Origin of the sequence: Pedobacter kyonggii (genome assembly GCF_004310665.1) — a bacterium.
Classification (GTDB): Bacteria; Bacteroidota; Bacteroidia; order Sphingobacteriales; family Sphingobacteriaceae; genus Pedobacter; species Pedobacter kyonggii.
Map to the genome: position 1 here is coordinate 122,583 of NZ_SIXF01000003.1, position 14,203 is coordinate 136,785.

Genomic DNA, 14,203 nt, shown 5'->3' on the forward strand with positions numbered 1-14,203 from the left:
ATCATCCTAAAATCCTAAAAATCTTAATCATGGATAATAGAGTAAAAAAAGCACTAAGTGCAGCCATTAACAAGTATGCTGAGGTTTCAGCTACCAATGTAGACGGTTTTGAAACAGAGTTATTAGCTGCTTTTGAGCTTGATGTTAACTTTTTAGATAAAGCTACCGCTTTTGATGCGGTTTTCGATTCTCACCCTAAATTTGAAGAATTACGCGAAGTATTTTTCGATTTATTAATGGTGAATTTCTTCAGCAGTGATGTACAGAAACTGGAAGACGACTATTTAGAAAGTGATGAGTGGGCAAATATCGAAGAAGAAACCATTGACAGAGGAACCGAACTCTTAAATCTTTTGCTTTACATTAAAGAGTGTAAGGATGAAGATTTGGATCCAGAATTGGGCGATTTCTTAAAAGAATTTTTGTTGGTAGAAGACGATGAATTTCAGGATGAATTCGAAATTTATGAAGAATTGATCAGCAACCAGCAGTTGGCAGAAACGAGCGTAGAAGAAATCTGCAAAACAGCAGCCAAGCTAAATATCAGTGAAGAAATGCAAGAATTATTTGTACCTTTTATGGTATTTTTCCTTGACGTTGAGGGAAGTGCCGAAACAACGAAAGAAATAATTCAGTTTAGCAGTAACAAATCGTTCGATTCTGCTACTTATATATTAATCACAACAATTAATAATTAAACTAAAATTTAAAATTATGGACAAAAGTGCTCTTATTTCCAAATTAGCTATTAAAAATGGATTAATGCTTGCTGCGGTTTCGATAATTATATCGTTAACCTTGCATTTTATAGACCCGGTATTAATTTACACCAGTTTTGCGACCCAGATAGGTATATTTGTTTTATTCATCGTACTGTTAGTAGTGGTGGGAATAAACATCCGTAAAGAAATAGGTGGGTTTTGGACATTTGGAGAGGCCTTTAAAGCTTATTTAATCATCTCCCTTATTTTAGCCTTAACTGCAACTCTTTATAATGTGATACTAGTGAAATTTATTGATCCAGATCTTCCACAAAGAGCTGCTGCTGCTATCGAGGAGGCACAGAGAGCTATGATGGAAAAATTCGGAATGGCTAGCGAGCAAATTGATGAGGCGATAGCTAAAGGTGGCAATATGCAAGAGAAGCTTGAACCTACTTTTAAAAACATCTTTACAAGCTTTGGAGTTTCACTTGCACTGTATGGGGTACTTTCTTTAATCCTTTCAGCTATCTTAAAGAAAAAACAACCAGTTACATTCGATTCGTTTCCAAAGGAAGGTTAATTTCTTTTATAAAATTTTGAACGTGCAGGTTTTATCATTTAATTTGATGAAATTTGCACGTTTTTAATAATGCGTCATTGCGAAAGAAGCGTTGGAAATACGTAGGGGTGTGGCAATCTTTCAAATAGATTGCTTCGTCGTTCCTTCTCGCAATGACGATAATACTCAAAAATGGATATATCAGTTGTAGTGCCCTTATTTAATGAAGACGAATCTTTGCCAGAATTAACGGCATGGATTGATAAAGTGATGATCGATAATAACTTCAGCTATGAAATTATTTTGGTTGATGATGGTAGTACCGATAGATCGTGGGAGGTGATTGAAGAATTAAGATTTCAAAACCCTGCCATTAAAGGCATTAAGTTTAGAAGAAACTACGGTAAATCTGCAGCCTTAAATGTTGGTTTCGAAGCTACTCAGGGCGATGTGGTCATTACCATGGATGCCGATCTGCAGGATAGTCCTGACGAAATTCCTGAATTATACCGCCGCATTAAAGAAGAAAAACTCGATATTATTTCGGGCTGGAAGAAGAAACGTTACGATCCGATTACTAAAACTATCCCTACAAAATTATTCAATGCCGCTACCCGTAAAATGAGCGGTATAGAGCTGAACGATTTTAACTGTGGCTTAAAAGCTTACCGTAGCGATGTGATCAAAACCATCGAAGTTTACGGCGAAATGCACCGTTATATCCCGGTAATTGCCAAATGGGCCGGATTTAGTAAAATAGCCGAGCAGGTGGTAGAACACCGTGCCCGTAAATATGGAACGACAAAATTTGGTTTCAGCAGGTTTATAAACGGCTTTTTAGATTTACTCTCTATTTTCTTTGTGGGTAAATTCGGTAAACGCCCAATGCACTTTTTTGGTTCGTTAGGTGTTTTAAGCTTCTTTATTGGTATAATCATGGCACTCTACATATTATTCGAAAAGAAATATTTGATATGGCAGGGCTTAGCCTATCGCGATGTAACCGATCAACCATTGTTTTATTTATCACTGGTTGCCATTGTTGTTGGTTCTCAGATGTTCCTGGCAGGTTTTATTGCAGAACTCTTATCGCGTAACGCACCAGAAAGAAACCAATATTTGATAGAAAAGGAATTAAGGTAGAAGGTTAGAAGGCGGAAGGTTTTATCCGCCTAATCCCTCAACCTTTAACCCCCTCAACCCTCAACCTCAAAAAATGTTTTTCTCCATCATCATTCCACTTTACAATCGTCCTCAAGAAATTGACGAACTTTTAAACACCCTAACCAAGCAGACTTATTTGCAGTTTGAAGTTTTGGTTATTGAAGATGGTTCGAAAAACGATGCAAAGGCAATTGTTGCTTCTTATGCAGATAAACTGGACATTAAATATTACTTTAAAGAAAATGCCGGACAGGGTTTTGCCCGTAATTTTGGTTTCGAAAAGGCCACAGGCGATTACTTTGTTGTTTTCGATTCAGATTGTTTAATTCCTGCAAACTACCTCGAAACGGTTAAAAACTATTTGTATGAGCATCATTTAGATGCCTATGGCGGTCCGGATGCCGCACATGATAGTTTCACGCCTGTGCAAAAAGCAATTAGTTATGCCATGACATCGCCTTTCACCACTGGTGGCATCCGCGGAAACAAGCAGCACGTAGGCCAATTTCACCCACGCAGTTTTAACATGGGTGTTTCCCGTCAGGCCTGGGAGAAGGTAGGTGGTTTTATCCTGACCCGATTGGGCGAAGATATCGAATATAGTATCCGTATCCACGAAAACGGTTTTAAAATCGGATTGATTCCAGATGCAAAGGTTTACCATAAACGCCGGACGAGCTTTGGTCAGTTTTACAAACAGTTACACTTTTTTGGCAGGGCAAGGATTAATATTTACAAACATTTCCCAAAAGAATTAAAACTTGTACATTTTTTTCCAGCGTTGTTTACATTGGGTTTTGGTTTCACCATTTTGTGTAACTTTATATATCCTCCATTGGCATATGTTTGTAACTTCTTCTTATTGATTTACTTTATGTTGATATTTTTTCATTCATGGTCTGTAAATAAATCGTTAAAAGTTGCATTTTTGAGCATTATATCTTCATTTATCCAATTAACTGCTTATGGTTTAGGATTTATACAGGATTTATTTAAACGAGTGGTATTCAAACAACAATGATAAATTATCTAAAAGAAAGTACGTTCGCCGTTAATGATGTAATTCAAAAGGCATGGAGCATTACCAAGAAACACTATTTCTCGATTGCTACGCTATGTTTTTTGATGTTTATCACCGCAAGCGCATCAAGCTTAATGGCCTTTTTTATTAAAGATGTAAGCAAGGCCTTGAGTGTAATCATGGTGATTATTTTTGTGCTGCTTTATTTTACCATTAATCTTTCGCTGTTTAAATACATTTTTCATTTAATGGACGATGAAGAAAACGATGTGAAAATTGTAGATACCCTTCCAACCAGGCAACAGATTATCCGGTTCTTGGTAGCTACCCTTTATTTTGTGGGTTGTATTCTTGGTGTTTATCTGGTCGTAATTTTGGTTGCCTTTCCTTTTATTTATACTGGGATTAATGTGACAATTGTTAAAAATGTGGCCATTTCAGTTGGCATTATTGCTATTTTTATCACTTGGTTAAGAATTTCGTTTTTCCCGTTTTTTATTATTGATAAAGGTGTAACGCCATTTGATTCGATTAAATTGAGTTTAGCTACCACTAAAGGAAATTTCACTAAGATTTTATTGTTATTGGTGGTTTTAGGAGGTGGGTACCTAATCTACCTGTTGCTAAACTACCTGCAATGGCCATTGGTGGCTTTTATTGTAAATATTTTAAGTTCATTTATCATCGTTCCACTTTCGAGTGTAGCACTAACTGTTGCATACCGCAAAATTTCAAGCGAGTATAAAGGCGATGAGCATCCAGATATTTTGCATAATATCGTTTAACCCCCCAGCCCCTGAAGGGGAGTTAAAAATCAGATTAAAATTTATGGAAAAAGAAAAGAACGGTAGAAAGGAAAAGTCCCCTTCAGGGGGTTGGGGGCTTAAAGCAGCATTAAGTAAACCATTTGCGGCATTTGCAGTTTGGCAGATTAACAAATGGAAAAATAATGCCGTAAATGCTCAGCATAATATCCTGAAAAAGCTGATTGATGAGGCTAAAAATACTGCATTTGGAAAAGATCATCATTTCGCTGAGATTAAAACCTATGCTGATTTTAAAAAACATGTTCCCGTTCAGGATTACGAAGGATTAAAACCCTATATAGATCGTGTAGTAGCAGGTGAAGCCGATGTACTTTGGAAAGGTAAACCACTTTATTTCGCCAAAACATCGGGTACCACTTCAGGCGTAAAATATATTCCACTATCGAAAGAATCGATGCCTGAGCACATCAAAGCTGCCCGTAATGCCATTTTAACTTATATTAATGAAACAGGCAAAGCTGATTTTGTAAATGGAAAAATGATCTTTTTACAGGGGAGTCCAGTTTTAAGTGTAAAACATGGAATCAATGTAGGCCGTTTATCAGGTATTGTGGCGCACCATGTTCCTGCTTACCTGCAAAAGAACCGATTGCCTTCTTACGAAACCAATATTATAGAAGATTGGGAAGAAAAAGTTGATGCCATTGTTGAGGAAACCATTAATGAAAATATGACCTTGATTTCTGGTATTCCACCTTGGGTACAAATGTATTTCGATAAACTTTCCGAGAAATCGGGAGGTATGAAAATCGCTGAAATATTCAGGAATTTTAGCTTGTTTATTTATGGCGGTGTAAATTTTGAGCCTTATCGGGCAAAAATTGAACAAAGCATCGGGAAGAAAATTGATGCTATAGAAACTTACCCAGCTTCGGAGGGGTTTATTGCCTATCAGGATTCGCAGAAAGATAAAGGACTATTGTTACTGGCCGATGCAGGGATTTTTTACGAATTTGTTCCAGCTGATGAATATTACAACGATAATCCAACAAGGTTGTCGCTTGGGGAGGTTGAATTAGATACCAACTATGCGTTAATTTTGAATACCAATGCAGGTTTATGGGGTTACAGCATTGGCGATACGGTGAAGTTTGTTACCAAGAATCCTTACAAAATTGTAGTAACAGGACGAATAAAACATTTCATTTCTGCTTTTGGCGAACATGTAATAGGAGAAGAGGTAGAACAGGCAATTTTGAGTGTAGCCAATGAAGAACAGGTAGAAATTACAGAATTTACAGTTGCACCCCAGGTTAATCCGGAAGCTGGCCAATTGCCTTATCACGAGTGGTTTGTAGAATTTTCGTCTGCACCAAAAGATATGGCAGCTTTTAGCAAAAAGGTTGATGAGGCTTTGCAAAAGAAAAATATTTATTACTTTGACCTGATTGAAGGAAACATCCTTCAGCCATTGATTATACGTATTTTGCAAAAAGATGCTTTTGTAAACTACATGAAAAGTGAAGGAAAGCTAGGTGGACAGAATAAAGTGCCACGCTTGAGCAATGATAGGAAGCTAGCAGATGGGTTGGAGAGGTATATTGTCAGTTAATCTTCCTCGGTTCGTGTCCTCACGAAACGAAATGAGAAAAAGTAGTTCGTGGAGATACGAACCACAGCATTGAGACATAGGCAATTTTATTAAACAAATAGATTGCTTCAGCCTATGCAAGCCCAGCTTCGCAATGACGAAATATTGAAGAGAAGTAAGTGGACAACAAAATAATTAGATAAAATGCTTAATTAAACCTTAAGCGTTACGATATTAAAACGATTTGAAAAGAATAACCATATTAGGTTCTACAGGAAGTATAGGTACACAAGCACTAGAAGTGGTAAGGGATCATCCCTCAACATTTAAAGTAGCTGTATTATCTGCCTTAAAGAATTCAGCATTACTTATTCAGCAGGCAATAGAATTTAAGCCGGATGTAGTTGTAATCTGTGATGAGGGCAAGTACATTGAAGTGAAAAATGCTTTGTCGGCTTTGAATATTAAAGTTTTAGCAGGCGAAGCCGCATTGTCAGAAGTTGCGGCCTATGATGATAGTGATGTGGTATTAACGGCATTAATGGGCTCGGTAGGATTAAAACCTACTATTGCTGCCATTAAGGCTGGAAAAAATATTGCTTTGGCCAACAAAGAAACCTTGGTGGTAGCCGGCGAACTGATTACGCAACTGGCGACTGAGCACCAAGTTAAAATCTTACCAGTCGATTCGGAGCATTCTGCAATATTCCAATGTTTGGTAGGTGAGGAGCAGCATTCAATCGAAAAGATTTATTTAACAGCTTCGGGCGGACCATTCTTAGGCAAAACAAAAGATTTTTTATCTACAGTAAAAAAAGAGCAGGCTTTAAAACACCCCAACTGGGTGATGGGCGCAAAAATCACTATCGATTCTGCATCCCTAATGAATAAAGGCCTGGAGGTAATTGAGGCAAAATGGTTGTTTAATCTTGATGTAGATCAGATTGATGTAATTGTTCACCCTCAGTCTATCATCCATTCAATTGTTCAGTTTACCGATGGATCTATGAAGGCACAAATGGGTGTTCCTGATATGAAATTGCCTATTCAGTATGCTTTAAATTATCCCAATAGGCTAAAAAACAATTTTAAGCGTTTTAATTTCTTAGATTATCCAAACTTTAGCTTTCAAAAGGCCGACGTGGAAACATTCAGGAATTTAGACCTGGCATTTACTTCTTTACGAAAAGGCGGGAATATGCCTTGTATTTTAAATGCTGCGAATGAAATTGTTGTAGCGGCATTTTTGAAGGATAAAATTGGTTTCCTACAGATGAGCGAGGTTATTGAACAGTGTATGGAAGAAATCAGTTTTGTTGAAAAACCACAATTGAGCGATTATTTAGAAACTGACAAACATAGCCGTATCTTAGCCGGCGAATTAGTAACAAAAAGTATAGTTTAACATCTAACATAAAAATTTTATAAGAAAATATGAATGGATTGATTATGGCGGGGCAGCTGCTGCTCGGATTGTCTTTATTGGTAATATTACACGAATTAGGGCATTTCTTGGCAGCCAGAGCATTTGGTATTAAAGTAGAAAAGTTTTATTTATTTTTTGATGCCTGGGGTTTCAAGCTTTTTAGTTTCAAAAGAGGCGATGTTGAATATGGCGTGGGATGGTTGCCACTTGGCGGTTATGTAAAAATTGCCGGAATGATTGATGAGAGTATGGATACTGAGCAAATGGCCCAACCTGCACAACCTTGGGAGTTCCGTTCTAAACCAGCCTGGCAACGTTTAATTGTAATGCTTGGTGGTATTATTGTAAATGTGATTGTAGGTATTTTTATCTTCTGGATGTTAACCTTCAACGTCGGGCAAAATTATACCGTTAACAGTAAATTGAATGATGGTATTTCTGTAGGTGCAATTGGTAAAGAAATCGGTTTGAAAAACGGAGATAAGATTTTGGCCATCAACGGCAACAAGTTAATCCGTTTTGAAGATGCTATATCAAGCAAAGTATTGTTTGATGGTGCGCAACTAACCATATTAAGAGAGAATAAAACCCTTTATATCTCTGTTCCGGATACCATTTTAAACAAAATATCGAAAAACGATAAAGAGAATTTTATCTCGCCCCGATATGTCATGGAGCGTGTAGATAAGGTAAGCGCGCCTGATGAAAAAGCAGATAAACCATCATTTTTTGATGGGCTATTTGGCAGAAAGTTCGAGAAACCAGTATATCCTGCCTACGCTGCCGGTATTAAACCAGGCGATAGCATTTTATCGGTTAATGGAAAACAGATTACTTTTTTCGATCAGTTTAAAGAAGAAGTTTCTACCAATAAGTTAAAACCCATTACCATTAAGGCTTTGCGCATGGGAAAAGAGATAACATTCGATCTTAAAGTAGGTAAAGAGGGAACAATTGGAATTATTCCTAACCTAAAAATGCCTGAAACTGCGCATGTAGATTTTGGCTTTATAGAATCGTTACCGGTTGGTGCAACCATGGCATGGAGCACTTTTGTAGATAACGCAAAAGGCATTGGTAAAATGATTACCGGAAAGCTAAGTGCACGTAATATCAGCAGCCCGATTGGGATTGCCAAGGTATATGGCAGTACTTTCGACTGGGTTAAATTCTGGACTTTAACAGGATTAATCTCGATGGCATTGGCATTTATGAATTTATTGCCTATTCCAGGCTTAGACGGAGGCCATGTAGTGTTTCTTCTAATTGAGATGGTACAACGTAAGCCGGTAAGCGAAAAAGTGCTGGAGAAGGCGCAAATTGTAGGTTTTGTAATCTTGATCTGTTTAATGGTGTTTGCTTTTGGTAATGATATTCTAAAATCCTTCGGTAAGTAAAACCAAATTTATATAATTGCCGCAGATGCGCAGATTTGACGAAATCTGAACATCTGCGGCTTTTTAATTTTTATACATCATGAGCGAAGCGAAACCAGCGACCAATTATTTCGATTTTTACGGGTTACCGATCCAGTTTAACCCAGATCAAAGTGCTGTTAAAACAAAATTTTATGCATTTAGCAAGCAGTTTCATCCTGATTTTTATGCCAATGAAAGCGAAGATAAGCAGCAAGAGGTACTCGACCTGTCTACTTTGAACAATAAGGCTTACCAGACACTGAGTAATGCTAAAAAACGCTTAAAATACGTGCTCGAATTAAAAGGGATTGTAGAAACGGATGAAGGTTACCAACTGCCACAATCTTTTTTAATGGAAATGATGGATGTAAATGAGGCTTTAATGGATTTGGAATTTGAGCCGGATCCCGAAAAGCTTGCGCAGGTAAAACGAGATGTTGATGCTATAGAAAAAGACCTGGCTAACGAATTGAATGATTTAATAGGCCATTTTGATAGCAACCCAACAGCATCCGATGAACTACTGCCATCGATTAAGGATAATTTTTACCGACAGAAGTACGTCGATCGGATCAGGGAGCGATTGGTGAAATAGGTGCGGATGGAAGAGCTCTGATGGAAAATGAATGAGGGCGTTACTCCGTAAAGTCAGGTGTCAGAGGTCCGAAGACAAAAGTTCAAGGTTGTCAGTCTGATCGGAGTCGAAGGCTAACTTCGTGTGCTTTGCGCCTTCACTCTGTGCTCTTTGCGGTTAAGCTCGAAACGTTCCGCCTTCGACCTTTATAAAACACCCGATTGTAAAATCATTTTTTAGTTTTTGATAGGCAAAAGCTTTGTTTTACTTTCGGAGCAAACAATCAGATCAATGAATAGTTCCCTTTCTATTTTCCGCAAAGTGGCCGTGGCAGAAGGCATATCCTATCTGCTTTTATTATTTGTAGCCATGCCGTTAAAGTATTTTGCAGATCTTCCTTTGTATGTAAAATATACAGGATGGGCCCACGGGTTATTATTTGTATTATATGCTGCTACATTAATTTTGGCCTGGCAAGAACAAAAATGGAAGTTTGGTAAAGCTGTTTTAATTTTTCTTGCTTCTTTACTTCCTTTCGCACCTTTCATAGTAGATCGAAAACTAAAAGATGAAAGAGCGCTAAACTAATTGCCTGTTACGCAAATTACTTACCTTAGTGTTATATGTGCTCTAACAAATGATCGCCAGAGGTAGGTTAGATATTCGTTTTACCGAACTTTTTAAAGCGGCATTATACTGTATTGGTAGCGCTTGCAGTTTTAAAAAAGAACAGCCCCAGTTTCCTGAAGGGCAGTTGCCCTGTCTTTCTGTTCGTACAGGTTTATATCTCGTATTAGAAGCACTAAATCTTGAACCTGGTGACGAAATACTGGTTGCAGATATTAATATCCCTGATATGTTTGCAATCATCGCTGCCTGTCATTTAAAAGTTGTACCATTACCTATAGATAAAAATACACTAGGTATATCCGCCGGGCAGATAGAGGCCACTATTACGCCTAAAACAAAGCTGTTGCTCATTACCCATTTATTTGGTGCCGTAATGGATACCGAAGCACTGCTTAACATGGCTAAATTGCATAATCTGATCGTAATAGAAGATTGTGCACAAGCTTATGATGGAGTTTATGAAGGTAATTTAAAATCGGACGTGGTATTGTTCAGTTTTGGACTGATTAAGACAAATACAGCGTTAAGCGGTGCGATACTTCATATCAGACACGAGCAGTTACTGGCTGCGGTAAAAATATTGAATAATAGGTTGCCGGTGCAAAAAGGTGATCGGTATTTCAAAAAAATAATTAATGCTACCCTGATTAAGATACTTACCGCAAGATGGCCATTTACTATAGCTTATTGGCTTTGCAAGCAATCTGGTAAAGACTTTGATGCGCTTATTACTGGTTTTACAAGAGGTTTTCCTGGTACAGATGTAATGGAGAAAATCAAATACAGACCATGTTATGCCAATTTGTGCATGTTGCAACATAAATTGAGTGATTTTAATCAATCTCATATTCATAAAAGGAAGATACTGGTAAACGAATTATTATTGAATGTTGATCTGCTAAATATTGTTGGTGCTGCAAACTTAAGGCATACAAACTGGGTAATTCCGATAGTAGCGGCTAATCCATCACTGTTAATCGATAAATTAAGAGAAAAAGGATTCGATGCCACTTCAAAAGCTTCCAGTTTAGTTAAGATAGGATTTCCCAGTTTGTCGTTAAAAACCTCAAATGAGTTAACCCTTCAAAATTTAGTTTATCTGCCAATGGATATGAAAATGAGTAAAAAAGAAGTTAAACAATTGAATCAGTTGTTATTAGATAATCTGTTAAGTGGTGGAGGTTTTAGTAAATCAGATCAGACATAAAAAGAAGTAAATAAAATTTGCGAGTTATGTGCTTAATTTATACATTTGCATCCCGCTGAATAAGCAAATGCCCAGCTGGCGGAATTGGTAGACGCGCTGGTCTCAAACACCTGTGGGAAACCGTGCCGGTTCGACTCCGGCGCTGGGTACAGCCCCTTTTTACGCAAGTAAAGAGGGGTTTTTTTAGTTTTACACCTGCCCATTGTGTCAAAAACGAGGATTTTGACGGTTCGATTTCCGGTTAGGATATATGAAACAATCCAGCCGTACTAAGGTCGAACCGCAGTGCTAGATTGGCAAGGCGCTAACAATATCCTAGCGCCTTTTAAACATTAGTGTTTATCTATTTTATAGAATTCGATCTTTTTCATCAATGGCCAGATCATTGATGCTTGCGAACCGTTTCTCCATTAGCCCGTATTTATCAAATTCCCAAAGCTCATTCCCAAAGCTGCGGAACCATTGACCTTGATGGTCATGCCATTCATATTCAAAGCGAACCGCTATACGGTTGTCAGTAAATGCCCAAAGTTCTTTTTTCAGCTTGTAGTCAAGTTCATTCTCCCATTTGTTTGCTAAAAATACTTTGACTTCTTCACGGCCCGAGATAAATTCCGACCGATTGCGCCATTCTGTATTAAGGGTATAAGCCATGCATACTACTTCAGGATTGCGGCTATTCCATGCGCGCTCTGCAAGCATAACTTTCTTCACCGCGGAGTCGTAGCTAAACGGTGGTACTGGATTTTTAATTTCCATCAATTATTTGATTTATTTGTTATTTGCAAAAGCTCGGCTTATGCCGGGCTTGCTTTGATCAGTGTATTTCCGATTTCTAAAGACGCTCTACCGCCCTGATAAATTACACATAACCATCCTCTTCAATCTGCCAACTCTAGGTACAATCCTTCATATTTAGGCAGTATTACATCCAAAAATCTTATTTTGGAAGGGTGGAGAGAAACTTCAGTATTTCATTTCCTATCTCCTGTCCATGGGTTTCTAACGCAAAGTGGCCAGTATCATAAAATTTTACTATTGCGTTAGGAATATCTTTTTTATAGGCCTCAGCTCCGGCTGGAAGAAAAAATGGATCTTTATTTCCCCACACAGCAAGCAATTTTGGTTTATTGGTTCTAAAATACTTTTGAAACGATGGATACAGATCAACATTTGTTTTATAGTCTTTCAACAGGTCAAGCTGAATTTCTGCAGATTCTGGCCTATCTAGAAAATACTGATCCAAAATGTAAGCTTCGGGGGCTACAAGCGATGAATCGGTAACACCAGTAAAATACTGGAATTTCGTTCCCTCCTTGGTAGAAAAAGCCCTTAGCGCATCTCTATTTTCTTGGGTGGTATTTTCCCAATATTTCTGAATTGGATTCCACCCCGTACTCAATCCTTCTACATAGGCATTGCCATTCTGCGAAATAATCCCCGTAATTTTCTCTGGATTTGCAAGTGCCAGACGAAATCCGGTTGGCGCACCATAATCGAATACATAAATTGCAAACCTTTTTAAACCTAATTCATCTATAAAACCCTGCATTGTTTTGGCCAGATTTTCAAAAGTATAGGTATAAGTTGTACGATCTGCCAAATCAGTATTTCCAAATCCAGGAAGATCAGGGGCTATAATGTGAAATTTTTTGTTTAACACCGGTATCAGATTGCGGAACATATGTGATGATGTTGGGTAACCATGCAATAATAATATTGTGGGTGCTCCTGCTGGGCCTGACTCTCTATAAAATACGCCAAGTCCGTTTACATTTACCTTGCGGTGATAAACAACCCCAACTTCTAAAGCAGGACTTGTTTTAACTGTGGTTGATTGTGCCATAATTTCTGTTTTCACAAATAAGCCAGTCAGGATGATCGTGAAGGCTATTTTTAGTTTTTTCATTTTTTTTATTCAAAAGTAAACCTGATATTTAATCTTTCAAAATGATTTATAAAGATACTATGTATCTCAATTTAAGATTTATGAACACGAATGACCTTAATTTATTTGAAGCTGTTGCGCATTATGGCAGTTTTACAAAGGCTGCCGAAGCAATGTTTACAGTTCAATCAAATGTAACTACCCGTATAAAAAATTTGGAAGAGGAGTTTGGTGCACTGCTTTTTACCAGAAACAACCGCAAGGTGGAATTAACTCTGGAAGGCGAAAAACTTATTCGCTATACCAAGCAAATCAACCATATTTTGGATGAGGCAAAAAGGTCGATTGGTAAAAGTGATATCGTAAAGGGCCAGATTAAAATTGGATTTTTGGAAACCATGATGACCCTGAAAGGGCCTGAACTTGTTAATGAACTTGCCTCTAAATTCCCTTTTGTTGACCTGGATTTTAGATCCGCGATGAGAGCCAGCTTAATCAGTGATGTGTTGAATTATAAACTAGATGCAGCATTTATCCCTGCTCCACTTGACATTCCTGAACTTGAACAAATTACAATAAAGGACGAACAGGTTGTAATTGTTGCTCCAGCAGATTGTGAAAACCTGGACATTCTACTTAAAAAAAATCCGCTTAAAACAATAGTTTTCGATCAAGGCTGCGTCTTTAGAGCTAAACTTGACTCTTGGCTTGTAAGCAAAGGTATTGCCCAATATCATAAAACAGTAATGAATTCCATTGAAGGCGTTGTAAATTTCATTGAATCCGGGATTGGATTTTCTGTTATGCCAGAAGAAATCATAAGTACGTTTTATGGTAATAGAAATATAAAAACATTCCATCTGCCAAAGGAGTTGGGCCTTATGACAACGATTTTGGTCTACAGAAAAGACGTGCCACTTTCCCCTGCTTTAAAAGCCTTTATCAGCATCAGTCGTGGAACAAAAAGTAACAATGTCGATAAATAAAGATTTCACATTCAAGTCTCAAACTGTTTTAAATAAAATACTTGATCTTATGGAAGCAGAGGAAAAACTTAAGCAACATTTTTTAGCAAATACAACAATTACAAATGAACAATTTGAATATGTATTTGCGTACTTTGAATTGAAGACTTTCAAAAAAGGCCCATCTCTAATTCGGACTGGTGATGTTGTAGATTGTGAGTTTTTGTCATCCAAGGTTGCTTAAAACCTTTTTCATAAATGACAATCAAAAATTGCTTAATCTTCAATT

The 14,203-nt window shown here is 37.5% G+C and carries 15 protein-coding genes and 1 tRNA gene; 14 read left to right on the top strand and 2 right to left on the bottom strand.

What is annotated here, in order from left to right:
* Nucleotides 1–29 precede the first annotated feature (29 nt).
* The 12 genes from EYS08_RS04925 to EYS08_RS04980 all read left to right on the top strand — a co-directional run bounded on the left by EYS08_RS04925 (nt 30) and on the right by EYS08_RS04980 (nt 11,210).
* Nucleotides 30–698, top strand: coding sequence for a hypothetical protein (locus EYS08_RS04925; RefSeq protein ID WP_131028748.1), 669 nt, complete (start codon nt 30–32; stop codon nt 696–698).
* A gap of 16 nt (nt 699–714) precedes the next feature.
* Nucleotides 715–1,284 carry a DUF4199 domain-containing protein gene (locus EYS08_RS04930; protein ID WP_131028750.1) on the top strand — a complete coding sequence of 190 codons (570 nt, stop codon included), beginning with the start codon at nt 715–717 and terminating at the stop codon, nt 1,282–1,284.
* Nucleotides 1,285–1,455: 171 nt separating this feature from the next.
* Nucleotides 1,456–2,406 carry a glycosyltransferase family 2 protein gene (locus EYS08_RS04935; RefSeq protein ID WP_131028752.1) on the top strand — a complete coding sequence of 317 codons (951 nt, stop codon included), beginning with the start codon at nt 1,456–1,458 and terminating at the stop codon, nt 2,404–2,406.
* Nucleotides 2,407–2,479: 73 nt separating this feature from the next.
* Complete coding sequence (locus tag EYS08_RS04940; RefSeq protein ID WP_131028754.1) at nt 2,480–3,448, top strand: glycosyltransferase; 969 nt, start codon at nt 2,480–2,482, stop codon at nt 3,446–3,448.
* Nucleotides 3,445–4,233, top strand: a complete 789-nt coding sequence (locus EYS08_RS04945; RefSeq protein ID WP_131028756.1) for a hypothetical protein — start codon at nt 3,445–3,447, stop codon at nt 4,231–4,233. Before EYS08_RS04940 ends, EYS08_RS04945 begins: the two co-directional genes overlap by 4 nt.
* A gap of 43 nt (nt 4,234–4,276) precedes the next feature.
* On the top strand, nt 4,277–5,827 hold the full coding sequence (locus EYS08_RS04950; protein ID WP_131028758.1) for a GH3 auxin-responsive promoter family protein: 1,551 nt from the start codon (nt 4,277–4,279) through the stop codon (nt 5,825–5,827).
* A 223-nt stretch (nt 5,828–6,050) separates the two neighbouring features.
* Entirely contained in the window at nt 6,051–7,211 is a 1,161-nt protein-coding gene (locus EYS08_RS04955; protein ID WP_131028760.1) for a 1-deoxy-D-xylulose-5-phosphate reductoisomerase, read from the top strand.
* A 29-nt stretch (nt 7,212–7,240) separates the two neighbouring features.
* Nucleotides 7,241–8,629: a site-2 protease family protein gene (locus tag EYS08_RS04960; protein ID WP_131028762.1), complete on the top strand. Its 1,389-nt coding sequence runs from the start codon at nt 7,241–7,243 to the stop codon at nt 8,627–8,629.
* 79 nt (nt 8,630–8,708) lie between these two features.
* A complete protein-coding gene (hscB, locus tag EYS08_RS04965; RefSeq protein ID WP_131028764.1) occupies nt 8,709–9,245 on the top strand; it encodes a Fe-S protein assembly co-chaperone HscB in 537 nt (178 codons plus the stop codon).
* Between the two features lie 270 nt (nt 9,246–9,515).
* The gene (locus EYS08_RS04970; RefSeq protein WP_131028766.1) at nt 9,516–9,812 is read left to right on the top strand and encodes a DUF3817 domain-containing protein; all 297 of its coding nucleotides are present in this window, start codon (nt 9,516–9,518) and stop codon (nt 9,810–9,812) included.
* A 49-nt stretch (nt 9,813–9,861) separates the two neighbouring features.
* Nucleotides 9,862–11,061 (top strand): aminotransferase class V-fold PLP-dependent enzyme, encoded by a 1,200-nt coding sequence (locus EYS08_RS04975; RefSeq protein WP_131028767.1) that lies wholly within the window; start codon nt 9,862–9,864, stop codon nt 11,059–11,061.
* Between the two features lie 69 nt (nt 11,062–11,130).
* Nucleotides 11,131–11,210 (top strand) — tRNA-Leu (locus EYS08_RS04980).
* Nucleotides 11,211–11,409: 199 nt separating this feature from the next.
* Here the strand turns inward: EYS08_RS04980 and EYS08_RS04985 are convergent.
* Together EYS08_RS04985 and EYS08_RS04990 are read right to left on the bottom strand one after the other, a co-directional pair.
* Nucleotides 11,410–11,820, bottom strand: a complete 411-nt coding sequence (locus tag EYS08_RS04985) for a nuclear transport factor 2 family protein (protein WP_131028769.1) — start codon at nt 11,818–11,820, stop codon at nt 11,410–11,412.
* Nucleotides 11,821–12,001: 181 nt separating this feature from the next.
* A complete protein-coding gene (locus EYS08_RS04990) occupies nt 12,002–12,970 on the bottom strand; it encodes an alpha/beta fold hydrolase (protein WP_131028770.1) in 969 nt (322 codons plus the stop codon).
* 41 nt (nt 12,971–13,011) lie between these two features.
* Between EYS08_RS04990 and EYS08_RS04995 the strand changes: the two genes are divergently transcribed.
* Together EYS08_RS04995 and EYS08_RS25660 are read left to right on the top strand one after the other, a co-directional pair.
* Complete coding sequence (locus EYS08_RS04995) at nt 13,012–13,935, top strand: LysR family transcriptional regulator (RefSeq protein ID WP_244215856.1); 924 nt, start codon at nt 13,012–13,014, stop codon at nt 13,933–13,935.
* Between the two features lie 49 nt (nt 13,936–13,984).
* On the top strand, nt 13,985–14,158 hold the full coding sequence (locus EYS08_RS25660) for a hypothetical protein (RefSeq protein ID WP_165456376.1): 174 nt from the start codon (nt 13,985–13,987) through the stop codon (nt 14,156–14,158).
* Nucleotides 14,159–14,203: the final 45 nt, after the last annotated feature.